This window comes from Plantactinospora sp. CNZ321 (assembly GCF_004217235.1).
On sequence record NZ_SHKQ01000001.1, the window covers coordinates 3,168,789 to 3,193,521 of the forward strand.

Here is a 24,733-nt window from a genome sequence, read left to right on the forward strand (position 1 = left end):
TTGGGATGCGTTTACCCACGTTGCGCCGGGCCCGGAGCGCCGAACCGGGCAAAGTCGTCGGCACCGCGCGGCTGGATCGCCGGACGAAGCGCCTGGTCAGCCGGCTTCGTCCGGGCGACGTCGCGGTGATCGACCATGTCGACCTGGACCGGGTCGCGGCCGACTCGCTGGTCGCGGTCGGCGTCGCCGCGGTGCTCAACGCCAAGCCGTCGGTCTCCGGCCGCTATCCGAACCTCGGGCCGGAAGTGCTGATCAAAGCCGGGATCCCGCTCCTCGACGACCTCGGCGAGGGCATCTTCCAGCAGATCCGGGAGGGTGACACGGTCCGGATCGACGGCAACACCGTGCTGCTCGGCGAGGAACCGGTCGGGCACGGCAGCCGGCAGGACGCCGAATCGGTGGCCAAGGCGATGGCCGACGCCCGGGAAGGGCTGTCGGTGCAGTTGGAGGCGTTCGCCGCCAACACCATGGAATACCTCAAGCAGGAACGGGAGCTGCTGCTCGACGGGGTCGGCGTGCCGGATGTCGAGACCCCGATCCGGGGCCGGCACTGCCTGATCGTGGTCCGGGGCTACGACTACAAGGCCGACCTGGACGTGCTGCGCCCGTACATCCGGGAGTTCAAGCCGGTGCTGATCGGCGTGGACGGCGGCGCGGACGCGCTGGTGGAGGCGGGTTACACGCCAGATCTGATCATCGGCGACATGGACTCGGTCACCGACGACGTACTGCGGTGCGGCGCCGAGGTGATCGTGCACGCGTACCCGGACGGCCGGGCGCCGGGACTGGCCCGGGTGAACGGCCTCGGCGTGACCGCGCAGACCTTCCCGGCCGCGGCCACCAGCGAGGACCTGGCGATGCTGCTCGCCGACGGCAAGGGCGCGTCGCTGATCGTCGCGGTCGGCACCCACGCCACCCTGGTCGAGTTCCTGGACAAGGGGCGGGGCGGGATGGCCTCCACCTTCCTGACCCGGCTCAAGGTCGGCGGCAAGCTGGTCGACGCCAAGGGGGTCAGCCGGCTCTACCGGCAGAGCATCTCCGGGTCGTCGCTGTTGCTGCTGGTGCTCTCGGCGTTGGCCGCGATGGCATCGGCGGTCGCCGTCTCCACCGTCGGTAAGGCTTACCTCGGGGTCGCCGCCGAGTGGTGGGACAATGTCGTATTCCAGCTCGGACAGCTCTTCTAGTCAGTGCTGGTCTCCTCCCGGCCCCGAGTGACGATCAAGAGGCTCTTGTCGTGATCAATTTCCGGTACCACGTGGTCTCGCTGACCGCGGTGTTCCTCGCCCTGGCGATCGGCCTGGTCGTGGGTACCGCCGCGCTGAACGGTCCGGTGGCCGACTCGCTCAAGGACCAGGTCAACGCGCTGGGCAAGAAGAACGAGCAGCTGCGCGAGTCGGTGAACAGCCTGGAAACCGAGGTCCAGCGTGAGGAGGACTTCGTCCGGGAGGCGGCGCCGCACATGCTCAAGGGCACCCTCGCCGGCCGGCGCGTCCTGCTCCTGGTGCTGCCGAGCGGGCAGGACCAGGTCGAGGGGATCGTCGAGATGCTCCGGCTGGCCGGTGCCTCGGTCACCGGGCAGATCGACGTGCAGGAGAAGTTCGTCGACCCGGACAACAGCGTCCTGCTACTGGGCGTCGCGGCCAGGGCGGTCAGGCCCACCGTCCCGGACGTCGGGCTGCCCAGCGGTGAGGGGGTGGAGAAGTCCAGCGCCCTGCTGGCCAGCGCCCTGCTGGACCGCCCCGAGGGCGGCTCGCCGGTGACCGAGGCCGACCGGCGTTCCGTGCTGGACGACTACAGCGAGGAGGGCTACCTCAACGTGCCGGAGAAAATCACTGGTCCCGCCGAGGCGGTCGTGGTGGTCAGCGGGCAGCCGTACGTGGACCGGGATGCGGCCCGCAAGGACCGGGCGGTGGTCCAGCTCGCCGAGCAGTTCGACAAGGCCGGGGCGATCGTGGTCGCCGGCAACGGCAGCAGCGGCGGCAACCTGGTCGCCGAGGTACGTCGGGACCCCGCGCTCTCCAAGACCATTTCCACCGTCGACAACACCAACACCGTGGCCGGGCAGGTGGTCACCGCGCTGGCGCTGGGCCGGCAGACAACCCAGAAACAGGCCGGCGCGTACGGCGTCGGCGCGGGTGCCGACTCGCTGCTGCCGGAAATGCCGGAGTGACCGCCCGGTCAAGGAGCGCCGGGGCCCGGGCGCTCGGTGTCGGCGCACTGCTCGCCGGTGCCGCCCTGCGTGGCGTGCTCGCCGGCCCCTGGGCGGCCGGGCTGCGCCGTACCAACTTTCGGGGGCGCACCGTCACCCTCGCCGCCGGCCCGGCGCTCGCCGCGGGAGCGGCCGTGGGTGCCGCCGCCGGCGCGCCGAGCCGCCCGGCCGGGGCCGCCGCCCTGGTCGCCGGCCTCTCCTGCGGGACCGTCGGGCTCTATGACGACGTGGTCGGTGCCCGGCCGGAGCAGAAGACCGCCAAGGGCTTCGCCGGGCACCTCGCCGCGCTCCGCCAGGGGCGGGTGACCAGCGGCGTCGTCAAGATCGCCGGGGTCGGTGCAGCCGGGCTGGCCGCCGCGGCCCTGCTCGCCGCCGACCCGGCGGTCCGGTCCCATCCAGGCCGCCGCCGCGCCGGGACCGCCGGCGGACTCGTCGACCTGCTGCTCGGCGCGGGCGTCATCGCCGGTACCGCGAACCTGGTCAACCTGCTCGACCTGCGGCCGGGACGGGCACTCAAGTCCGGCGTGCTGCTCGGCGCGCCACTGCTGCCCGGCCCGACCGGTGGGCTCGCCGCCGGGCCGGTCGGTGCGGCCGCCGCGCTGCTCCCGGCCGACCTCGACGAACGCGTCATGCTCGGCGACAGCGGGGCGAACGCCCTCGGCGCGCTGCTCGGGGTCGCGCTCGCCGCCCGTACCGGGCCGGTGGGGCGGGCCGGGGCACTCGCCCTGATCACCGCGCTCACCGCCGCCAGCGAGAAGGTCAGCTTCACCCGGGTGATTCAGAACACCCCGGGGTTGCGCGAGCTGGACGCCCTGGGCCGGCGACACTCCTGAGGTGAACAGGCCGGCACCCCTGGTCGGCGCCGGGCGGGTGGCCGGGGCCGCAACGCTGATCGCCGTACTCACCGTGGTCAGTCGACTGGTCGGGTTCGGGCGTACCGGAGTCTTCACCTGGGTGATGGGCGACTCCAGCGACCTCGGCGGCATGTACGTGGTGGCGAACAGCGTCCCGAACATCGTCTTCGAGATCGTCGCCGGTGGGGCGCTGGCGAGCCTCGTCGTCCCGCTGCTGGCCGGCGCGGTCGTGGCCGGTGACCGGGCGGCGGTCGCCGCGACCACCGGGGCGCTGCTCACCTGGACGGTGAGCCTGCTGGTGCCGCTCGCGGTCGCGGTGGCGCTGCTCGCCGAACCGATCGTCGGGCTGATCTCGGACCACCGCAGCGCCGCCGAGATCGCAGCCGGCGCCCGGATGCTCCGGGTCTTCGCCCCACAACTGCCGCTGTACGGCATCGGCATCGTGCTGACCGGGGTGCTCCAGTCGTACCGGCGGTTCGCCTGGCCGGTGCTCGCCCCGCTGCTCTCCAGCGTGACGGTGATCGGGGTCTACCTGGCGTTCGCGGCCGTCGAGGGGGTGCACCCCACCATCGCCCGGGTCGGGTGGGACGGCGAGCTCATCCTCTCCCTCGGCACCACCCTCGGCGTGGTGGTGCTCTCGCTGTCGCTGCTCCTCCCGGTGCGCCGGCTCCAGCTGCGGCCCCGGCTCGGGTACCGGTTCCCCACCGACGTCCGGGGCAGGATCGGCGGGCTCGCCCTGGCCGGCGCGGTGACGGTGATCGGCCAGCAGGTCGCCCTGGTGGTCAGCCTCCGCCAGCTCAGCGGCGGACCGACCGGTGCGGAGATCGTGTTCAACCTCGCCCAGACGGTGTACCTGCTGCCCTGGGCGGTACTCGCCGTGCCGCTCGCGGTCGCGGCGTACCCGAACCTGTCCGCCGCGCACGCCACCGGCGACGAGTCGGGATACCGCAGGACGCTCGCCCCGACAGCCCGCCGGGTGCTGCTGTTCAGCTGCCTCGGCGCGGCGGCGCTGATCGGTACCGCCGAACCGGTGGCCCGGTTCTTCTGGCCGGAGAGCGGGCCCTCCGAGGTGGCCGCCATCGCCGGGTTCGCACCGGGCCTGCTCGGCTACGGTCTCTTCGCCGTGCTCACCCGGGCCCTGTACGCGCGCGGCGCCACCCGGCCGGCGGCGATCGCCACCCTGGCCGGCTGGCTCGTCGTCCCCTTCGCCGCGGTGGGCTTCTCCGCCGCCTTCCCGGTTGACTATCGGGTGTTCGCGGTCGCGGTGGCGAACTCGGTCGGCATGCTGGCGTTGGGCGTCCTGCTGGTCGTCGCGGTCCGGCGCAGCGCCGGCCCGGCGGCGTTGACCGGAATTACCAGGTCAGCACTGGTCGGCCTGCTCGCTGCGGCGGCCGGGGCGGTGGTCGGGGTGGTCTGCGCGTACCGGCTGCCCGGCCTCGGGGTTGGCACCCCGGCGCGAGTCGACGCACTCGTGCAGGGCATGCTGTCCGGAGTCGCCGTGGCCGCGGCTTTCGTCGCGGTCGCCTATCCGCTGGACCGGCACGACGTCCGGCCGCTGCTGGCGACGCTGCGCGGACGGCTGCGCGGCGCGCTGGCGCTGGCCCGCCCGGGCAGGTCGACGACCGGGCAGCGGCGGGGCGGGGCGGAGACGAAACGCGCGGAGCGGCCGGACGCGGCCGACCCGGGCGAGGACGACGGGAAGGAGCGGGTGTCGCGGTGAGCGAGCGGGGTGGGCCGGCTCGACCGGGGGACCGCGCCGAACCGGACGTGTCGGGCCTGACGGCCAGCGCCGGGCGTACCGAGCCGGACGTGTCGGGCCTGACGGCCAGCGCCGGGCGTACCGAGCCGGATATGTCGGGCCCGACGGCCAGCGCCGGGCGTACCGGTGCGGTCGTCCTGGTGCTCGCCTCCAGCACCGGTGGGGTCGGCCAACACGTCCGCTCGCTCGCCGGAGGGCTGGCCGGCGCCGGAATGGCGGTCACCGTCTGCGGTCCGGCCGCGACCCAGGAGCAGTTCGACTTCACCGCCGCCGGAGCCCGGTTCGTTCCGGTGGAGATCCCGGCCAACCCCACCCCGGCCGACGCGCGGGCGGTCTCGGCGCTACGCCGGGCGCTGGCCGGACCGGTCGACGTGGTGCACGCGCACGGCCTGCGGGCCGGCCTGGTGGCGGTGCTCGCCCGCCCCGCCGCCCCGGTCGTGGTGACCTGGCACAACGCGGTGCTCGCCGGCGGACTGCGCGGGCGGCTCTCCCGGCTGGTGGAGCGGATCGTCGCAAGGCGGGCCCGGGTCTGTCTCGGCGCCTCCGCCGACCTCGTGGAGCGGGCCGCCGCCCTCGGCGCCCGGGACGCCCGGCTCGCCCCGGTGGCCGCGCCCACCCTGCCGGCGCCCGGGCGCAGCCGCTCGGCGGTACGGGCCGAGTTCGGTGTCGCCCCGGACCAGCCGCTGATCCTGTCGGTCGGTCGGCTGCACCCGCAGAAGCGGTACGACGTACTGGTCGACGCCGCCGCCCGGTGGCGGGAACTGGATCCGCCGCCGGTGGTGGTGATCGCCGGCAGTGGTCCGAGCTACCTGCCGCTGGCCGCTCGGATCTCCGCCGCCCGGGCCCCGGTGACGCTGCTCGGGCACCGCACCGACGTGGCCGACCTGCTGGCCGGGGCTGATCTGGCCGTGGTGACCAGCGACTGGGAGGCGCGGCAGCTCTTCGCCCAGGAGGCGTTGCGGGCCGGCGTTCCGCTGGTGGCGACCGCTGTCGGCGGGGTGCCGGAGCTGGTGGGCGAGGCGGCGGTACTGGTTCCGCCCGACGACGTGGTCGCGGTCGACGAGGCGGTGCGGGCCCTGTTCGACGATCCCACCCGCCGGGCCGAACTGGCTCGGCTGGCGACCCTGCGGGCGGCCCAGTGGCCGACCGAGGAGGAGACCGTCGCCGCCGTCGCCACCATCTACGCCGAGATCGGGGCGCTCCGGCCCACCTCCGGCGGCCCGGAGAACCCGGTGCCGGTTCCCGTCGACCCAGGGCCGGCCGGACCCGGCCCGGCGCCGGAGGAGTCCGACCGGCCCGGTGGGGGTCCGCCACCCTCCGTCGGCCGGTCGCCCTCCACCGGCCGGGGGACCGGCTCGTCGGCGGGGCGCGGCTGATGCTGCGCCGGCTGGTACCCGTACTGCTGACCGCCGCGGTGGTGGCCCTCGGCGTGGCCGCGCTCGTCGTCCGGCCGGCCACCCGCACTCCGGAGCAGACCGTCGACTACGTGCTGCTGGCCGGGGTGCCCGGGCTGCGCTGGGACGACGTCGATCCGCAGACCACCCCGACGCTGTGGCGGATGGCCGAACACGGTGCCATCGGCTCGTTGTCGGTCCGGTCGGCCCGGCAGCCGACCTGTCCCGTCGACGGGTGGCAGACCCTCGGCGCGGGCAACTACGCAGCCTGGGATGGCAGCATCGTCACCGGGCAGTGCCCGCCGATCAGCGTCACCGTCGAACAGCCCGGAGGGGCCAGCGCCAACCTGCCGGACCAGCGGACCACGGTGATTCACAACCGGGACAAGCTCCCCTGGGGCGCCATGCCGGGTGCGCTGGCCGAATCGGTCCGCTGTACCAACGCGGTCGGCCCGGGGGGCGCGGTCGCCGCCGCCCGGCCGTTCGGCCGGGTCGACCGGTACGCCGCGGAACTGCCGCCCGACCCGGCCCAGTGGCTCGCCGACTGCGTACTCAGCATCATCGACCTCGGCACCGTCAGCGGCGACGACCCCGCCGTCCGGGCCGCCGCCGCCCGTCGCGCCGATGCCACGCTGGCCCGGGTACTGGCCGCCCGGCCCGAACGGTCCCTGGTGCTGGTGGCCGGGGTCGCCGACACCGACCATTCGTCCCGGCTGCACGTCGCGGTCGCGGACGGCCCGGGTTGGGGACGTGGCTGGCTGACCTCCCGCAGCACCGGCCGGGACGGCTACCTGCAGCTCGTCGACCTGGCACCCACGGCGCTGGCCGCGTTGGGCCGGCCGGCGCCGAAGCGACTCTTCATCGGTCAGCCGGCGGCGGTGGTCGAAGGCCGTCCGGCGGACCTGCCCACGGCTATCGCGGCCCCCGCCGACGCCGACCGCGAGGCCCGGGCCCAGCAACGGGTCGCCAAGTGGTTCTTCCTGCTGTTGGCCGGGCTGCAGTGCCTGCTGGCGGTGGCCGTACTGCCGCTGCTGCGCCGGGCGCGGCGCGACCCCCGCCCGTCCGGCCCCGCCCCGGTGCCCCGGCGGGTGGTAGCGGCGGTCGAGGTACTGCTCATCGCTGCCGCCCTGGCGATTCCGGCGGCGCTGGTCGCGGATGCCGTCCCGTGGTGGCGGGGCGAGCACGCCGGCGTCTATTTCGGCCTGGTCACGGCGGTGGTGCTCGGCCTGGCCACCGCCGCGGTGCGGCTCGCCCGGGCATATCAGCGCACCCTCTGGCCGCTGGGCAGCGTGGCGGCGCTGGCCGCGCTGGTCGTCGGTGCGGACGTGATCACCGGGGCACGCCTGCAACTCAACGGCGTGACCGGGTACTCGGCCCTGGAGGGCGGCCGGTACGCCGGCCTCGGCGTCGTCGGGCTCGGGGTCTTCATCGCCGGCAGCCTGCTCTCGGCGGCATGGCTGGCCCAGCGGGTACGCCGCAGTTGGCGGCCGGCCGTGGTGGTACTGGTCGGCGTGCTCGGGGTGATCGTGGTCGGCAGCCCGTACCTGGGCGACGACGCGGTGGGCGCGGTCGCGCTGACCGCCGGGGTGAGCATTGCCGCCGCGATCAGTACAGGCGGCTGGCTCAGCCTGGGTCGGCTCGCCTGGGCCACCATCGCAGGCCTGGCGGTGACCGTCGGGTTCGCCGTGATGGACCTGCGGCAGCCGCTCGACCAGCGGGGCAGCCTCGGCCGGTTCCTCACCGCGGTCGGCGACGGTACCAGCGGGCTGACCGTGCACCGCTCCGGTGCGGCGAACCTGGCCGCCCTGGCCGGCAGCCCGCTCACCGTCCTCGCGCTGGTCGGTGCGGTTCTGGTGTGGTTCGCCCTGCTCCGTCCCTGGGGTGGGCTCAAGCGGCTGTTCGGGATCTATCCCGCCATGCGCGGCGGAATGGCCGGTATTACCGTCGCCGCGCTGATCGCCGGCCTGCTCGGCGGGTCCGCCCTCAACGTGGCGGGTGCGGCGGCGGCACTGGCCGTGCCGATGGCCGCCCTGGCCGCGCTCCGGGTCCTCGACCACGCCACCGACCGGACCATGCCGCCGACCGGACCCGGCCCGGCCGACCCGTCCGGCCCGGCTGACCCGGCTAGCCCGGCGGACCCGGCTAGCCCGGCGGACCCGGCTAGCCCGGCGGACCCGGCAGGCCCGGATGCCCCGTCCGACTCGGATGCCCCGTCCGACTCGGCCCCGGCGACCGGCTCTGCCCCGGGCCGCGCGAAACCCGGGCCGGCGCAGGCGTCGGCCGAGGTACCGGCCGGCTGACCGGCACCGGACCTGCGGTGCGGACGGGTGCCCCCGGCAGCCCCGGCCGGCCTGGTGTTACCGTGGAATCCCGTGGATCACGTGGATCACCTCGGTGGTCCGACACCGGTTCGCACGACCGCGACAGACGACCACGGGAGCAGGCCTTGGCCCCTTCAGTACGGACGACCAGGCATATTTTCGTCACCGGGGGGGTTGCCTCCTCACTCGGTAAGGGCCTGACCGCCTCCAGCCTCGGAAACCTCCTCACGGCGCGAGGCCTTCGGGTCGTGATGCAGAAGCTCGACCCCTACCTGAACGTCGACCCCGGCACCATGAACCCGTTCCAGCACGGTGAGGTCTTCGTCACCGACGACGGCGCCGAGACCGACCTCGACGTCGGGCACTACGAGCGGTTCCTCGACCGCGCGCTATCCGGAAAGGCGAACGTCACCACCGGGCAGATCTACTCGGACGTGATCGCCAAGGAGCGCCGCGGCGAGTACCTCGGGGACACCGTGCAGGTGATCCCGCACATCACCAACGAGATAAAGGCCCGGATCCTGGCCATGGCCGACCCGGACGACGACGGCCGCACCCCGGACGTGGCGATCACCGAGGTCGGCGGCACGGTCGGTGACATCGAGTCGCTGCCGTTCCTGGAGGCGATCCGTCAGGTCCGGCACGACCTGGGCCGGGACAACTGCTTCTACCTGCATGTCTCGCTGGTGCCGTACCTGGCGCCGTCGGGGGAGCTGAAGACCAAGCCCACCCAGCACTCGGTCGCCGCGCTGCGCAGCATCGGTATCCAGCCGGACGCCATCGTCTGCCGCTCGGACCGGGAGATCCCGGACAAGCTCAAGCACAAGCTGTCGCTCTACTGCGACGTCGACCGGGAGGCGGTGATCGCCGCACCGGACGCGCCGAGCATCTACGACATCCCGAAGGTGCTCCACCAGGAGGGCCTGGACGCGTACGTGGTGCGCCGGCTCGGGCTGTCGTTCCGGGACGTCGCCTGGCAGAGCTGGGACGACCTGCTGGAGCGGGTACACCACCCGCGGCACATCGTCCGGGTCGCGCTGGTCGGCAAGTACGTCGACCTGCCCGACGCGTACCTGTCGGTGAGCGAGGCGATCCGGGCCGCCGGCTTCGGTCACCGGGCCCGGGTGGAGCTGCACTGGGTGCCGAGCGACGAGTGCGTCACCGCCTCCGGCGCGGCGGCCGCGCTGGCCGGTGTCGACGGCATCGTCATTCCCGGCGGGTTCGGGGTACGCGGCATCGAGGGAAAGATCGGCGCCGCCCGGTACGCCCGGGAGAACGGCATCCCGATCCTCGGTCTCTGCCTCGGCCTCCAGTGCATGACCATCGAGGTGGCCCGGAACCTGGCCGGGCTGGACGGCGCGAACTCGCTGGAGTTCGACTCCAAGGCCCGGCATCCGGTGATCGCCACCATGGCCGACCAGGAGGACATCGTCGCCGGCCGGGGCGACCTGGGCGGCACCATGCGGCTTGGCGCGTACCCGGCGCGGCTCGCCGAGGGCTCGCTGGTCGCGCAGGCGTACGGCGAAACCGAGGTCAGCGAGCGGCACCGGCACCGGTACGAGGTGAACAACGCCTACCGGGACGCGCTGACCAAGGCGGGTCTGCACATCTCCGGTACCTCCCCGGACGGCCGGTTGGTCGAGTTCGTCGAACTGGAGCGGTCGCTGCACCCGTTCTTCGTGGCGACCCAGGCACATCCGGAGCTGAAGAGCCGGCCGACCCGGCCGCACCCGTTGTTCGCCGCGTTCGTCGGTGCGGTCGTCGCCTACTCGTCGGCGGACCAGCTTCCGGTGGATCTGGCGCCGGCCGACGGCGCCGCCGCCACGCTGGTCGCGGAGCGGTCCGAGCTGACGGACCTCGCCGAGCCGGAGAAGGGCGCCGGACGCAACGGGCAGAGCCGGGCCGCGAGGGCCCGCTCGTCGTCGTGACCCCGGGTCGGCACGGTGGCGCGTGAGGGGTGGAGAGGCGGCGGTGCGGGCGTGAACGGTCGGGCCGACGGGCACGGCTACGAGGTACGCGAGCGGCGGGAACGGTTCCGGGGCAAGGTCTTCTCGGTGGTCACCGACCAGGTCGCGATGCCGGGCGGCCGGGTGGTGCCCCGGGACTACGTCCGGCACGTCGGGGCGGTCGGAGTGCTCGCCCTCGACGAGCGGGGAAGGGCGGTACTGATCCGGCAGTACCGCCACCCGCTGCGCCGGGTGATCTGGGAACTGCCCGCCGGGTTGACCGACGTCGCGGGTGAGGCGCTGCCGGCGGGTGCGCTGCGGGAGCTGGCCGAGGAGGTCGATCTGGTCGCCGGCCGGCTCGACCTGCTGGTGGACGTGCACACGTCACCGGGGTACTCGGACGAGCTGATCCGGATCTTCCTGGCCCGGGACCTCTCCGAGGTGCCGCCGGAGCAACGGCACGAGCGGCACGACGAGGAGGCCGGCCTGGCGGTGACCCGGGTCGACCTGGACGAGGCGGTCTCGATGGTCCTGGCCGGTGAGATCACCAACGTCGCCTGTGTCGCCGGGGTGCTCGCGGCGGCCCGCTCCCGGGATCGGGGCTGGGCAGGGCTCCGCCCCGCCGATTCACCCCTGCCCTGACCACGCGCACCGCCGACGATCCGCGGCTTCGACCGATTCGCGGGATCCCCGTGGCTGACATATCGTCAAAGTTCGCGGTTACCGCCTGTCACAATGCTGGCTGCCGCGGCGCCACTCCGGTCCTAGACTTCCGCGGGCGGGACGGTGGACCGCGGTGGCAACGGAGCCACCGCGCGTCGCGCGGCCGGGGCCGGTTACCCCGGAGGGAGGTGTCGGAATCGTGAAGGTCGGAATTCCGCGCGAGGTCAAGAACCGCGAGTACCGGGTGGCAATCACCCCAGCCGGAGTGCACGAGTTCGTCCGAGCCGGCCACGAGGTGTATGTGGAAAGCGGCGCCGGAACCGGCTCGTCCATCACCGACGCCGAGTTCGCCGCCGCCGGGGCCACCATCCTCGGTGCCGCCGACGAGGTGTGGGGAGTCGCCGAACTGGTCCTGAAGGTCAAGGAGCCGGTCGCCGAGGAGTACCACCGGATGCGCGAGGGACAGGTGCTCTTCACCTACCTGCACCTGGCCGCCTCCAAGGAGTGCACCGACGCGCTGCTCGACCGGTCGGTGACCGGGATCGCGTACGAGACCGTCGAGCTGCCCGACCGGTCGCTGCCGCTGCTCGCCCCGATGTCCGAGGTCGCCGGGCGGCTCGCCCCGCAGGTGGGGGCGTACCACCTGATGCGCTCCGGCGGCGGGCGCGGCGTGCTGATGGGCGGCGTCTCCGGGGTGTACGCCGCCAAGACCGTGGTGATCGGAGCCGGTGTCTCCGGCCGGAACGCCGCCGCGATCGCGCTCGGCCTGCAGGCCGAGGTGCTGCTGCTGGACCGCGCGGTCGGCCAACTCCGCCAGGCCGACGCCATCTACCGGGGTCACCTGCAGACGGTGGCGTCGAACACCTACGAGATCGAGCGGGCGGTCCTCGACGCCGACCTGGTGATCGGCGCGGTACTGGTGCCCGGTGCCAAGGCACCGACGTTGATCAGCAACGAGCTGGTCTCCCGGATGAAGCCGGGCAGCGTGCTGGTGGACATCTCGATCGACCAGGGCGGCTGCTTCGAGGACTCCCGGCCGACCACCCACGACGACCCGGTCTACCCGGTGCACGAATCGCTGTTCTACTGCGTGGCGAACATGCCCGGCGCGGTGCCGCACACCAGCACGTACGCGCTGACCAACGTCACCCTGCCGTACGCCCTCGAACTGGCCAACCACGGCTGGCAGGAGGCGCTGCGTCGCGACCCGGCGCTCGCGCTCGGGCTGAACACCCACGCCGGCCAGGTCACCTACGGCCCGGTCGCCGAGGCGCACGGGATGGGCGTGCTACCGCTGGCGGACGTCCTCGGGTGAGCGTGCGGAGTGAGCCGGGTTTGCGAGCACCGCAGTCGCGAACAGAGGTGTACCAGTGAGGGGAGGCCCCGGGACGAGTCGCCCGGCAACCGCGCCGAAGGTCGCCGGTGACCCGGGCCGTCCGGGCGCCGGCCCGACCGTGCCGCCGCAGCCGGCCGGTGACGGACCCGAACCGTCACCGGCACTGCGCCGCGCCGTGCGCACCTACCTCGACCACCTCACCGTCGAGCGCGGGCTGTCCCGGAACACGCTCAGCTCGTACCGCCGGGACCTGGACCGGTATCTGGCGTCGCTCGCCGCCGGCGGCGTCGATGACCTGGCGGCGGTCGGGCCGGCCGAGGTCGCCGCGCACGTGGCCCGGCTGCGGGCCGGGGCGGACGGGCACCCGCCGCTGGCGGCGGCGTCGGCGGCCCGGGCCGCCAGCGCGGTCCGCGGCCTGCACCGGTTCGCGGTCCGGGAGGGACTGGTCGGCCAGGACCCGAGCCGGGACGTACGCCCGCCGGTCCCGCCCCGTCGGCTGCCCCGGGCGCTGGAGGTCAGCGAGGTGGTCCGGCTGCTGGAGAGCGCCGGGGCGGTCGACGCCACCGGGCCCCGGGTCGCGCTGTCGCTGCGGGACCGGGCCCTGCTGGAGTTCCTCTACGGCACCGGCGCGCGGATCTCCGAGGCGGTCGGCGCGGCGGTCGACGACCTCGACCTGACCGACGGGTCGGTGCTGCTGCACGGCAAGGGGGGTCGGACCCGACTGGTTCCGGTCGGCGGATACGCCGCCGAGGCGGTGCGGGCCTACCTGGTGCGGGGCCGGCCGACGCTGGCCGCCGCCGGTAGGGGCGGGCCGGCGGTCTTCCTCAACGCCCGCGGTGGGCCGCTGTCCCGGCAGAGTGCCTGGACCATCCTGCGCCGCGCTGCCGCCCGGGCCGGGTTGCCGGTGGACGGTCCGCGCGCGGTCTCCCCGCACACGCTGCGGCACTCGTACGCCACCCACCTGCTCGACGGCGGTGCCGACGTACGGGTGGTGCAGGAACTGCTCGGGCACGCCTCGGTCACCACCACCCAGGTGTACACCTTGGTCACCGTGGACCGGCTCCGGGAGGTGTACGCCACCGCGCACCCCCGGGCGCGGGGCTGACCCGGGCGATCCCGGTCGCACCACCGACGGGGTACTGTCGGGCGGCGGGTGCGATTCCGGCCGGGTGGTGGCGGTCGGCGGCCGGCTCGACACGCCGAGACGGTGCCCACTACGGTGCTGCGACGTGGCGTAGAGTCGGGATCTGGCGAGGCCTCGTGAGGCGGCAATCGAGGTTCGCGGCGGCGCCGCACAGGACACCGTTCGGCTCCGACGCCGGGCAGTCGTCGGGAGGGGGCGTACGAGGACATGGCTGGAAACGGCGACCGTGCCGAGGCGTGGACCTCGACCTTGCGCGAGCAGCAGTCCGCCCTGGACCTCGGTGCCGAGTTGGGTCCAGCCGACCCGGCCGCGTACACGATGCGCAAGCCGATCCCGGAACCGATGCCCACCGACCGGCACGGGCCGGCCCGGATCATCGCGATGGCCAACCAGAAGGGCGGGGTGGGCAAGACCACCACGACGATCAACCTCGGCGCCGCACTGGCCGAGTACGGTCGCCGCGTGCTCCTGGTCGACTTCGACCCGCAGGGTGCGCTCTCGGTCGGTCTGGGCGTCAACCCGCACAACCTCGACCTGTCGGTCTACAACCTGCTGATGCAGGACGACGTCACCGCCGAGGATGTGCTGATCAAGACGGATGTCGCCGGGCTGCACCTGCTGCCGGCCAACATCGACCTCTCGGCCGCCGAGATCCAGCTCGTCAACGAGGTCGCCCGGGAGATGGCCCTGGCCCGGGTGCTGAGGTCGATCCGCAAGGAATACGACTACGTCCTGATCGACTGCCAGCCGTCCCTGGGCCTGCTCGCCATCAACGCCCTGACCGTGGCCGACGGCGTACTGATCCCGCTGGAGTGCGAGTTCTTCAGCCTGCGTGGTGTCGCGCTGTTGCTGGACACCATCGACAAGGTCCGCGAACGGCTCAACTTCGACCTGGAGCTGGAAGGCATCCTCGCCACCATGTACGACAGCCGCACCACACACTGCCGTCAGGTGCTCCAGCGGGTGGTGGAGGCGTTCGGCGACAAGGTGTACCAGACCGTGATCACCAAGACGGTCAAGTTCCCCGAGTCCACGGTCGCCGGTGCGCCGATCACCACGCTGGATCCGGCCTCCTCCGGAGCCCGCAACTACCGCCAGCTCGCCCGAGAGGTGATCGCCGCGCAGGCCGAGCGGTAACCAGGTGGACGGTTCCGACCGGCGGCGGCCGGCGGTGGTGCGTTCCGGTTGTCCCGGCCCGGGTCGGCGCCCGCCTTGTCCAGGATCATCTCGTGCGAGACGGCACCGGAGCGGCGCTGATGGCTGACGGTCCGGAACCGGTGGACTACGGTCGTCGGGTGAGTTCCCCGCCCACCTCCCCGGCCCTGTCGGATCCATCGCGGTCCGTACCGGATCCGCTGCAGTCGGCACCCGGCGACACCCAGGCTGACGCTCAGTTCGGCGCTCAGGCCGGCCCCGAGGTCGTGGCCGAGGCCGGCCCCGAGGTCGTGGCCGAGGCGGCGGGTGGCTTCACCGTACGGCTGGCGAACTTCACCGGCCCGTTCGATCTGCTGCTACAGCTCATCGGCAAGCACAAGCTCGATGTGACCGAGGTCGCCCTGCACCGGGTCACCGACGAGTTCATCGCGTACATCCGGGCGATGGGGGACGACTGGGACCTGGACGAGGCGAGCGAGTTCCTCGTCGTCGCGGCCACCCTGCTCGATCTCAAGGCCGCCCGGCTGCTGCCGGCCGCCCAGGTCGAGGACGAGGAGGACCTGGCCCTGCTGGAGGCCCGGGACCTGCTCTTCGCCCGGCTGTTGCAGTACAAGGCGTACAAGGAGGCCGCCGGGCACATCGCCGAGCTGGAGACCATCGGCTCCCGTCGCTACCCTCGGGCCGTCGCACTGGAACCGCGGTACGCCGAGGCGCTGCCGGACCTGGTACTCGGGATCGGCCCGGACCGGCTCGCCGCGTTGGCGGTCCGGGCGATGACTCCGAAGAAGGCACCCGTGGTCTCCATCGACCACGTGCACATGGTCCGGGTGAGTGTCCGGGAACACGCGGCGCTACTGCGCGACCGGCTTCGCCGGGCCGGGATCGCCACCTTCCGAGTACTCTGCGCCGACTGCGAGTCCACTCTTGAGGTGGTCGCCCGGTTCCTGGCCCTGCTGGAGCTGTACCGGGAGGGGCTGGTCGGCTTCGCCCAGGTGGAGGCGCTCGGCGAGCTGACCGTACGGTGGACCGGTCCCGAGGACGGCGGCGCCGAACTCGACATCGACGAGTACGCGGGCGCGCCGGCACCACCGGAGCGGCCCGCTGGCGACGACGGACCGGCGGCGGTACCGGTGGAGAGTGACGACACCGGACCGGACCCGATCGACCCGGCCGGGGCGCCGACGGAGCCGGCCGGGATGCCGACGGAGCCGGCCGGGATGCCGACGGAGCCGGCCGGAATGGCGACGGAGCCGGCCGGAATGGTGACCGGGGACGAGACGCAGGAGGAAGCGCGGTGACCAGCGAAAAACGACCCGACTCGCTGGCCGAGCAGGCGGCGGCCTGGGTGCCACCGTGGGAACGGTCAGCAGGAGGCCGTTCGCCGCAGCGCTCCGCCGAGTCCGCCGAGCCCGCGGAGTCCGCTGAGGTTGCCGGGCCGGCCGAGTCCGCTGAGTTTGTGGGGCCGGCCGAGTCCGCCGAGAGGGCTGAAATCGCCGAGTCGGCCGAGTCGGCCGAGTCGGCAGAGTCGGGTGCCGGGGCGGTCTCGGCCGAGGACATGGCGGTCGCCGAGCAGCCGGGCGCGACGGCGGACGCCGAGGAACGCGGTGCGGAGCCAACCGAGGTGGTGGGCGTACCCGAGGATGCCGGTCCGGACGCGGGGGGTGGGCCGGCGGCGGCGCGGGTGCCCGACGGCGCCGGCCGGTCCGCCGGGGCGCTGGCGCTGATCGACGACGACGAGCTGCGCGGCGCCCTGGAGGCCATCCTGCTCGTGGTGGACGAGCCGGTAACCGAGATCCTGCTGGCGCAGGTGCTGGAGCAGCCGACCGAGCGGGTCTCGGCGATGCTGGAGCGACTGTCCGCCGGTTACACCTCGGCCGGGCACGGCTTCGAGTTACGGCGGGCGGCGGGTGGCTGGCGGCTCTACACCCGACCGGAGTACGCCGCCTATGTCGAGCGGTTCGTGCTGGACGGGCAGTCCGTCCGGCTGACCCAGGCGGCGTTGGAGACGCTCGCCGTGGTCGCCTACAAGCAACCGGTGACCCGGTCCCGGATTTCGGCCATCCGGGGTGTCAACTGTGACGGGGTGATCCGTACCCTGGTCACTCGCGGCCTGGTGGAGGAGTGCGGCACCGAACCGGAGAGCGGAGCGTTCCTGTACCGGACGACAACGCTGTTCCTGGAGAAACTCGGGCTGGACTCCGTCGCCCAGCTGCCGCCGCTGGCCCCGTTCCTGCCCGACGACGTGGAAGAGATAGCCGATGCCCCGCGATGACAGTTCCGATGCCCCCGCCGCGGAGCGCCTGCAGAAGGTGCTCGCCGCGGCCGGCGTCGGCTCCCGGCGTGCCTGCGAGGACCTGATCTTCCGGCGCCGGGTCACCGTCGACGGACGGGTCGCGCAACTCGGCGACAAGGTCGACCCGGCCACCGCCGTCATCCACGTCGACGGTGAGCGGCTGGTCACCGACACCCGGCTTGCCTACCTGGCGATGAACAAGCCACGTGGCGTGGTCTCGACGATGGCGGACGAGAAGGGTCGCACCGCGCTGGCAGACTTCCTCGGCCGGGTGGAGCAGCGCGTCTACCACGTCGGGCGGCTCGACGCCGACAGCGAGGGACTGTTGCTGCTGACCAACGACGGCACGCTGGCGCACCGGCTGATGCACCCGTCGTACGGGGTGCCGAAGACCTATCTGTGCGAGGTGGCGGGGCCGCTGTCCCGCACCGCCGGCCGTCGGCTGAAGGCCGGTGTGGAGCTGTCCGACGGCATGGCCCGGGTCGACGAATTCCGCTTGGTGGACACGCTGGGACGTACGGCCCAGGTGGAGTTGACCCTGCACGAGGGGCGCAAGCACATCGTCAGGCGGCTGTTGGAGGAGGTCGGGCACCCGGTGTCCCGGCTCATCCGTACCGCCATCGGTCCGATCCGGCTCGGCGACCTGCGGCCCGGGCGTACCCGCCGGTTGACCAATGCCGAGATCGCCGCCCTCTTCAAGGCGGTCGGTGACTGACCCGGGCCTCCTGGGTTTCCGTGGTTGGCCGTTCTCGCGCGGTTGCTGCGCTGGTGGTTGCCGGGGGCCGGTCCACCCGTCGGCGGTGGCGGCGGCGAGCGGCGGTGCTGGGTGTGTGGCTGGCCGCCGGCCTCAGGTGTCGGGCGCGGGCCGGTCCGGGGGACGGGGCATGATGGACGGCGACAGGTGGCGGCGCCGCCCCGGCCGGCTGCCCGGGTGAACTCGGCAGTACCGGGCATATCGCCCAGTGATCGGTGGAGGAGGAGACGGTGGCGGAGAAGGTACGGACCGGGCGATGTGTGGTTGCCGTGGATGGCCCCTCCGGTTCGGGGAAGTCGACCGTCTCCCGCCGGCTGGCGGGCGCACTCGACGCCCGCTACCTCGACACCGGGGCGATGTACCGGGCCGTCACCTGGGCGGTGCTGCGCTCCGGGGTCGACCCGCAGGACGCCGAGGCAGTGGCCAAGGTGGCGGGGGAGACCGACCTGAAGATCGGGGTGGACCCGCAGGCGCCGAGCGTGACCGCCGACGGCATCGCAGTTGACCGCGAGATCCGGAGCCCGGAGGTGACGGCTGCGGTCTCGGCGGTGTCGGCCGTGCCGGCGGTACGGGAACTGCTCGTCGCGCAACAGCGGGAGATGATCGACGCCGCCGGCCGGATCGTGGTGGAGGGCCGGGACATCGGCTCGGTGGTGGCACCCGACGCCGACCTCAAGGTGTACCTGACCGCCTCGGCCGACGCGCGGGCGCGACGGCGCAGCGCGGAGAACGCCGCCGACCTGGCCGCCACCGCCGCCGACCTGGCCCGGCGGGACCGGCTCGACTCCACCCGGACCGCGGACCCGCTGCGGCAGGCTCCGGACGCGGTGGTGCTGGACACCACCGCGCTGGGTATCGACGAGGTGGTCACGCGGCTGCGAGCCCTGCTCATCGAGCGGCGGCCGGGCCGGTGACCCGGTCGATCGGCGGAGCCGGTGCGGTAGTGGACAACCGGGCTGACACCCGGCGGAACGATGCCACCGGGATCTTCCGTGGTGGTGCAATTGAGGAGGCGGCGTGAACGCGGGGGACGGCTGGGTCGAGCTGCGGGAGCCGGATATCGTCGACGAGGCCGAGCCGACCGGCCCGGTGCCGGTGGTGGCCGTGGTCGGGCGACCCAACGTCGGTAAGTCGACGCTGGTCAACCGGATCATCGGTCGCCGGCAGGCGGTGGTGGAGGACACTCCCGGGGTGACCCGGGACCGGGTGCCGTACGACGCGCAGTGGTCGGGACGACAGTTCACCGTGGTCGACACCGGCGGCTGGGAGCCGGACGCGAGGGATCGGGCCGCCGCCATCGCCGCGCAGGCCGAGAATGCCGTCGCCACGGCCGACGTGGTGCTGTTCGTGGTCGATGCCACGGTCGGGGCGACCGACGTCGACGAGGCCGCCGTACGCATGCTCCGGCGCAGCGCCAAGCCGGTGCTGCTGGTCGCGAACAAGGCCGACAACACGGCCGTGGAGATCGAGGCGACCTCGTTGTGGTCGCTCGGTCTGGGCGAGCCGCGGCCGGTCTCCGCGCTGCACGGCCGGGGCTCCGGTGACCTGCTCGACGCGATCCTTGAGGCTTTGCCGGACGCGCCGCCGGTCACCGAGGCGGGCCCGCGCGGGCCACGCCGGGTGGCCCTGGTCGGCCGCCCCAACGTCGGAAAGTCCAGCCTGCTCAACCGGCTCGCCAAGGAGGAGCGGGCGGTGGTCGACGCGGTCGCCGGCACCACGGTCGACCCGGTCGACAGCCTGGTGGAGATCGGCGGCGAGGTGTGGCAACTGGTGGACACCGCCGGGCTGCGCAAGCGGGTCGGCAAGGCCAGCGGCACGGAGTACTACGCGAGCCTGCGTACCGCCGCCGCGATCGAGGCGGCCGAGGTGGCGGTGGTGCTGCTCGACGCCAGTGAGCCGATCAGCGAGCAGGACCAGCGGATCCTCAGCACGGTCACCGAGACCGGCCGAGCCCTGGTGATCGCGTTCAACAAGTGGGACCTGGTCGACGCGGACCGCCGCTACTACCTGGACAAGGAGATCGAGCGGGAGCTGCGTCGGATTCCCTGGGCGATCCGGATCAACGTCTCGGCCAAGACCGGGCGGGCGGTGGACAAGCTCGCGCCGGCGCTGCGTACCGCGCTGGCCAGCTGGGAGACCCGGGTTCCGACCGGGCAGCTGAACCAGTGGCTCACCGCGCTGGTGCAGGCGACCCCGCACCCTGTGCGGGGAGGCCGGGCACCTCGGGTGCTCTTCGCCACCCAGGCCGGCACCTGTCCTCCCCGGTTCGTGCTCTTCACCACCGGCCCGTTGGACGCCGGCTACCAGCGCTTCGTCGAACGCAAGCTCCGCGAGGAGTTCGGCTTCGCGGGCAGTCCGGTGGAGGTGTCGGTACGCCCCCGCAAGAAGGTCGGTGCCGGCGGGCGGGGCAGGCCGCACGGCTGAGTCCGCCGCCAGCCCACGGTCAGCACACCTCGTTCAGCGCCGCTGCCCCACGACGAGCGGACCCCGGGACAATGACCTATCTTCCTAGGATGATGTAGGGGTGGTGATCGGGTGTGCGCCCCGGTGCCGCCGGGCCGGTTCGGACGAGGGGGACGGTGGGCCGTTGCGCGTCCGAAAGGGTCCTGCGCTACGCTGTACCGGCTGACGCACGGGGCGCCGGGCGGGAGCGGGACGTGGCGCAGTTTGGTAGCGCACTTGACTGGGGGTCAAGGGGTCGTCGGTTCGAATCCGGCCGTCCCGACGCAGGTAGACAGGGGTATTTCGCGATCATGCGATCCCCCTTTGGGGGCCACTCGGGGACCGTCGCCCCGCCAGATGCAGAGTCAGCGCCGCCCCAGCGGCCGTAATGGACTCTCGGTTCGGGTGCAGGTAGCGCTGTGTCGTGGTCAATGAGCCGTGACCCGCGATCTTCCGCAGGACGTGTACCGGTACGCCGGCATCGGCCATCCAGGTCAGACCGGTGTGCCGCAGGTCATGACGGCGTAGGTACTCGTAGCCGAGGGAACTGACCACCTCGTCCCAGTGGGTCGCGTCCCGCAGCACCGCCGTACTGATACGACCGCCACGAGGGCCGACGAACAGCCGGGCGTCGTCACTCGCCGCCGTGTCGAGTCTCGCCGCCACCATCGGTCGCAGCTCCTCGATGATGGGTACCTGTCGGGCGCGCTTGCCCTTGGTGCCCTTGTCGACCAGGCCGCCCGGTCCGGTGGTGGTCTGCCGGCGGACGGTCCAAATCCACGAATCCCGGTCGATGTCCAGCTTGCGCACGCCGGACACCTCGCCGATCCGGGCCGCCGTACCGGCCGCGAACGTGACGACGTCGCCCCAGCCGGGGTAGTGGCCGTGCGAGCGCTCGACCAGTGCCGCCGCGAGGGTGGTCGGACCAGTGCGGCCAGGCTGTTCTTGACCGTCGAGCGACCGCAGCCGTCGGCGATCCAGCCATGCACGGCCCGGTCCGCCGCGCCGTTGGTGATCATCCGCAGCGGCAGATGGCCCAGGGTCGGCACGACACGCTTGCGCCACCCCGCCAAGTACGGATCGAGGGTCTTGCCCTCAAGGCCCCGCATCGCCAGGCGCATCACCGAGTCGCCGTACTCTGTCAGGCGCATTGTCGCCGCGTTCGGGTCGACGCCGCCACGGGCCGCCCGCTGCATCGCGTCGAGCCAGGCTTGCGCCTGCTCCGGATCACCGAACGCGTGGGACTTGGAGCGGCGCCGCCCCGATGCCGGGTCGATCCAGCGGACCCGGGCACGGTACGGTTCGGCCGCCCCGGGCGCTCCTCCACGTCAACCGACAGGCTCACGCCGAGCGGAGGCGTGAACGCGTTCACCGGTCCACCCGGTCCGGGTCGGTCCTGTGCCGATCCAGCCAGGCGCGGACGTCGTCCGGGTCGTACTTGACGACCCGGGCCGACAGCCGGATGAACGGCGGACCCTGGACAGGCGAGCTGTTCATGAGCGTGGCCACCGTGAAAGCCCACATTTCCCGCATATTCACCAAACTCGATCTCGATAACCGTACCCAGGTCGCCCTGCTCGCCCACGACGCCGGCCTCACCGGCTGACACCGGAAGCCTTCTGGCCCCTGCCCGCACCCGGCGTGGGCGGGCTAGCCGACCCGTTGGCCGAGCCGGCCAACCCCTCACCGCCAGACAGCTCAGGCGGGGGCCATCGACCACTTGCTATTGCCCAACTTCCGCACATCGGCTACTTGTTTCATTGACCTGCGACCGTGGCCCGGCCAGGCTTCGGTCGAGGCGCCCGGGCTGTCGCTCTCATTTCGGCTGCCCACGCTGTCGTGTGGCTCTCATCTGGCCTGCGCGGCCCGGGCGTCGCCCCAGGGCGGGGAGAGGCTCAAGAGCGCCTCTGTGTGTCAACCCGTACCGGTGGCGAGTTTGTGTTGATCTTTGATGAGGTGTCGGTAGAGGACGTTGGCGAGGCGTCGTTTGAGTGCGCGGCGGGCTTCGGCGGGTGTTTTCCCTTGGCTGAGTTTGCGCTGGTAGTAGACGCGGCCGGGGCCTTCGTCGCGGGCTTGGACGAGCGCGATGGTGTGCAGGGCGGTGTTGAGTTGCCGGTTGCCGGTGGGGTTGAGCCGGTGGCGGCGCCGTTCGCCGCTGGATGCCTCGAGTGGCGAGGTGCCGGCGTAGCTGGCGAAGTTATCGGCGCTCGGGAATCGGCTGATGTCGCCGACGTGGCCAAGGATCTTCGCGGCGATGATGTGCCCGACACCGCGGATCTCGGTGATGGTGGATTGCGTCTCGTTCAGGACCTGCCGGATCTGGGCCTGGTTGGCGTGCAGGCGCCGGTCCAGGTGGCGTAGGTCCGTGATCATTTCCCGTGCCAGGTCGCGGCGGCAGCTGTCGGTGGCGGTGAGAGGCCGGATGTTGCGCAGCAGCGCGGTGGCCTTATCCGCGGTGAGGTCCAGCGCCGCGCCGCCGGGGAGCAAATCACGCAGCAGCACGTGAAGCCGGTTGAGTAGTCGGACGCGTTCGCGAGCCAGGTCGTCGCGGCGTTCGGAGAGCAACCGCAGCCGGGTGTGATGGTCCTCGGCGACGACCTGACGCAACCGCTGGTGCCGCATTGCGGCGTGAGCGACGCTGGCGGCGTCCGCGGCGTCGGTCTTGCGGGTGCCGCCCGTGTCCAGCAGCCGCGCTCGAGCGGCCAGGGTGGCTGGGACGTCGACGACGTGTTCGCCGGCGGCGGCCAGCAGTTGCGCGATACCCCGCCCCAGCCCAGCGGCGCCTTCGACAGCAAAACGGCGCTGCGGCCAGCGGGCGACCCAGTCGGTCAGCGTCTTGTATGCGGCGGCGTTGACGGTGATCCGCCTGGTCGCCAGCAGGTGACCGGTCTCGTCGAGGGCGACAGCGGTCAAGGAGGACTTGTGTGGGTCGATGCCGATCGTGATCACGGGAAGCTGGGTTCCTTCCGCCAAAGCGAACGAGGATCACCGTGGCGGGCAGCCTGACTTGCGGAAATTCGGTGAGCACGCCTCTGTTGAGCCACGCCACGGCCGGGCGCCGGCCAGCGGCGGCACGCTCTTGAAGAGCCAACCCGAGGGCGGCAAGGGGTTTGCGAGCCAGTGCCGACCGACGCCCTGACGCTACGGGCTGCAGACCCCAGCGCCTGACTCCAGTAGACAAGTCAGGGGTTTGCTCGGCTCGAAGTAGCGTTGCCCTCCCGGCTCGACAACCCAGGTGGATCGAGCATCGGAGGACGCGGTGAGTGGCACGTCAGATCGTGTGGTCATCGGGATGGACCCGCACAAGCGCTCGGCAACGATCGAGGTCATGGCCGGCGACGAGACCATCGTCGGCGGCGGCCGGTTCGACACCGACCGCGACGGCTACACGGCGATGAGAAAGTACGCCAACCAATGGCCGAACCGGGTCTGGGCGATCGAGGGCTGTCAGGGCATCGGACGGCACATCGCCAACCGGTTGTTGGCCGACGGTGAGCAGGTCGTCGACGTTCCGCCGAAGCTGTCGGCCAGGGCGCGGGTGTTCGCCACCGGTCAGGGCCGCAAGACCGACGCCACCGACGCCCACTCCATCGCCCTGGTCGGCACCCGCATGGCCGGGCTCCGCCCGCTGGTCAACGACGAACAGCTCGCCCTGCTGCGGATCCTGGTCGACCGGCGCCGCTCCTTGGGCGAGGACCACACCCGGATGGTGTCCCAGCTGCACCAACTGCTCCTCGAACTCATCCCGGGTGGGGCGAAGAAGAGCCTGTCCGCCGCCCAAGCCAAAGCGTTGCTGGCCACGGTCCGGCCCCGAGACACGGTCGGCAAGGCCCGACGGCGGGCCGCCGCGGAGCTGATCGGCGACCTCGAACGGATCTACCGACGCACGAAGGACGCCGACAAGGAACCGAAGGAGCTTGTCGCTTCTACTGGAACCACGTTGATGGACCTGCATGGCATCGGACCGTCCGGCGCTGCCCGGCTGCTGGTCGAGGTCGGCGGCATCACCCGGTTCCCGAACCGGGCCCACTTCGCCTCCTGGAACGGCACCGCCCCCATCGACGCGTCTTCCGGCGAGCAGGTACACCACCGGCTCTCCCGCGCCGGGAACCGGCAGATCAACCGGGTACTGCACATCATGGCCACCGTCCAGCTGCGTAACCCGACCGAGGGTCGCGCCTACTTCGATCGGAAGAAGGCCGCCGGCAAGACGTCGATGGAAGCGATGCGAGCGCTGAAGCGACGCCTGTCCGACATCGTCTACCGACGCATGATCGACGACGCCACGACCACGGTGACGGGCCCGGGAGGACAACGGGGAACGACTACTGACTCCAGCGTGACCAGCTCACATCCCCAGGCCAGCTCTTCGGAGAAGTCACTTCCCGGACCCGCCACCAGTCAGCCTAGAACACCGCTCCCGACCAGCGCTTGACAGAGAGGGGTGCCAGATCCGGTAGTTG

At 72.5% G+C, this 24,733-nt stretch carries 19 protein-coding genes, 1 tRNA gene and 2 pseudogenes; 19 read left to right on the plus strand and 3 right to left on the minus strand.

Annotation, left to right across the window (positions count from 1 at the left end; all coding sequences use genetic code 11):
* The first annotated feature begins 5 nt into the window (after positions 1–5).
* The 17 genes and pseudogenes from steA (at position 6) to EV371_RS14285 (ending at position 20,553) form a co-directional block, all read left to right on the plus strand.
* Positions 6–1,184: a putative cytokinetic ring protein SteA gene (gene steA / locus EV371_RS14205; protein ID WP_130462459.1), complete on the plus strand. Its 1,179-nt coding sequence runs from the start codon at positions 6–8 to the stop codon at positions 1,182–1,184.
* A gap of 50 nt (positions 1,185–1,234) precedes the next feature.
* Complete coding sequence (locus EV371_RS14210; protein ID WP_130462460.1) at positions 1,235–2,170, plus strand: copper transporter; 936 nt, start codon at positions 1,235–1,237, stop codon at positions 2,168–2,170.
* Complete coding sequence (locus EV371_RS14215; protein WP_130462461.1) at positions 2,167–3,042, plus strand: hypothetical protein; 876 nt, start codon at positions 2,167–2,169, stop codon at positions 3,040–3,042. Before EV371_RS14210 ends, EV371_RS14215 begins: the two co-directional genes overlap by 4 nt.
* A 1-nt stretch (position 3,043) precedes the next feature.
* Complete coding sequence (gene murJ, locus EV371_RS14220) at positions 3,044–4,783, plus strand: lipid II flippase MurJ (RefSeq protein ID WP_130462462.1); 1,740 nt, start codon at positions 3,044–3,046, stop codon at positions 4,781–4,783.
* Between the two features lie 131 nt (positions 4,784–4,914).
* Positions 4,915–6,054, plus strand: a pseudogene (locus EV371_RS14225) (glycosyltransferase family 4 protein); the annotation flags it as partial.
* A 143-nt stretch (positions 6,055–6,197) separates the two neighbouring features.
* Positions 6,198–8,516, plus strand: a complete 2,319-nt coding sequence (locus EV371_RS14230) for a hypothetical protein (RefSeq protein WP_130462463.1) — start codon at positions 6,198–6,200, stop codon at positions 8,514–8,516.
* A 146-nt stretch (positions 8,517–8,662) separates the two neighbouring features.
* On the plus strand, positions 8,663–10,465 hold the full coding sequence (gene pyrG, locus EV371_RS14235) for a CTP synthase (protein WP_130462464.1): 1,803 nt from the start codon (positions 8,663–8,665) through the stop codon (positions 10,463–10,465).
* A gap of 51 nt (positions 10,466–10,516) precedes the next feature.
* A complete protein-coding gene (locus EV371_RS14240; protein ID WP_486484606.1) occupies positions 10,517–11,125 on the plus strand; it encodes an NUDIX hydrolase in 609 nt (202 codons plus the stop codon).
* Positions 11,126–11,345: 220 nt separating this feature from the next.
* On the plus strand, positions 11,346–12,461 hold the full coding sequence (gene ald, locus EV371_RS14245) for an alanine dehydrogenase (protein WP_130462465.1): 1,116 nt from the start codon (positions 11,346–11,348) through the stop codon (positions 12,459–12,461).
* A gap of 139 nt (positions 12,462–12,600) precedes the next feature.
* On the plus strand, positions 12,601–13,587 hold the full coding sequence (locus EV371_RS14250; protein WP_130465903.1) for a site-specific tyrosine recombinase XerD: 987 nt from the start codon (positions 12,601–12,603) through the stop codon (positions 13,585–13,587).
* Between the two features lie 246 nt (positions 13,588–13,833).
* A complete protein-coding gene (locus tag EV371_RS14255; RefSeq protein WP_130462466.1) occupies positions 13,834–14,763 on the plus strand; it encodes an AAA family ATPase in 930 nt (309 codons plus the stop codon).
* Positions 14,764–14,882: 119 nt separating this feature from the next.
* Complete coding sequence (locus tag EV371_RS14260; protein ID WP_486484607.1) at positions 14,883–16,079, plus strand: segregation and condensation protein A; 1,197 nt, start codon at positions 14,883–14,885, stop codon at positions 16,077–16,079.
* On the plus strand, positions 16,076–17,053 hold the full coding sequence (scpB, locus tag EV371_RS14265; protein ID WP_207230484.1) for an SMC-Scp complex subunit ScpB: 978 nt from the start codon (positions 16,076–16,078) through the stop codon (positions 17,051–17,053). Before EV371_RS14260 ends, scpB begins: the two co-directional genes overlap by 4 nt.
* Positions 17,040–17,789 (plus strand): pseudouridine synthase, encoded by a 750-nt coding sequence (locus EV371_RS14270; RefSeq protein WP_130462467.1) that lies wholly within the window; start codon positions 17,040–17,042, stop codon positions 17,787–17,789. The genes scpB and EV371_RS14270 overlap by 14 nt, the downstream gene beginning before the upstream one ends.
* A 269-nt stretch (positions 17,790–18,058) precedes the next feature.
* A complete protein-coding gene (gene cmk, locus EV371_RS14275) occupies positions 18,059–18,742 on the plus strand; it encodes a (d)CMP kinase (protein WP_130462468.1) in 684 nt (227 codons plus the stop codon).
* 103 nt (positions 18,743–18,845) lie between these two features.
* Positions 18,846–20,252 carry a ribosome biogenesis GTPase Der gene (gene der, locus EV371_RS14280; protein ID WP_486484608.1) on the plus strand — a complete coding sequence of 469 codons (1,407 nt, stop codon included), beginning with the start codon at positions 18,846–18,848 and terminating at the stop codon, positions 20,250–20,252.
* A 227-nt stretch (positions 20,253–20,479) separates the two neighbouring features.
* Positions 20,480–20,553, plus strand: a tRNA-Pro gene (locus EV371_RS14285).
* Between the two features lie 26 nt (positions 20,554–20,579).
* Here EV371_RS14285 and EV371_RS34290 read toward each other — a convergent pair.
* Together EV371_RS34290 and EV371_RS34295 are read right to left on the minus strand one after the other, a co-directional pair.
* On the minus strand, positions 20,580–21,080 hold the full coding sequence (locus EV371_RS34290) for a tyrosine-type recombinase/integrase (protein ID WP_486484609.1): 501 nt from the start codon (positions 21,078–21,080) through the stop codon (positions 20,580–20,582).
* A 558-nt stretch (positions 21,081–21,638) separates the two neighbouring features.
* Positions 21,639–21,767 carry a hypothetical protein gene (locus EV371_RS34295; protein ID WP_486485003.1) on the minus strand — a complete coding sequence of 43 codons (129 nt, stop codon included), beginning with the start codon at positions 21,765–21,767 and terminating at the stop codon, positions 21,639–21,641.
* On the opposite strand from EV371_RS34295, the pseudogene EV371_RS34300 reads away from it, so the two are divergent.
* Positions 21,751–21,876 (plus strand): annotated as a pseudogene (locus EV371_RS34300) (LuxR C-terminal-related transcriptional regulator); the annotation flags it as partial. The gene EV371_RS34295 and the pseudogene EV371_RS34300 sit on opposite strands and share 17 nt — an antisense overlap.
* Before the next feature lie 308 nt (positions 21,877–22,184).
* Here EV371_RS34300 and EV371_RS14300 read toward each other — a convergent pair.
* Positions 22,185–23,219, minus strand: a complete 1,035-nt coding sequence (locus tag EV371_RS14300; RefSeq protein ID WP_130462469.1) for an IS110 family RNA-guided transposase — start codon at positions 23,217–23,219, stop codon at positions 22,185–22,187.
* A 310-nt stretch (positions 23,220–23,529) separates the two neighbouring features.
* Here EV371_RS14300 and EV371_RS14305 point away from each other — a divergent pair, with 310 nt between their 5' ends.
* Positions 23,530–24,705: an IS110 family RNA-guided transposase gene (locus EV371_RS14305; RefSeq protein ID WP_486484610.1), complete on the plus strand. Its 1,176-nt coding sequence runs from the start codon at positions 23,530–23,532 to the stop codon at positions 24,703–24,705.
* Positions 24,706–24,733: the final 28 nt, after the last annotated feature.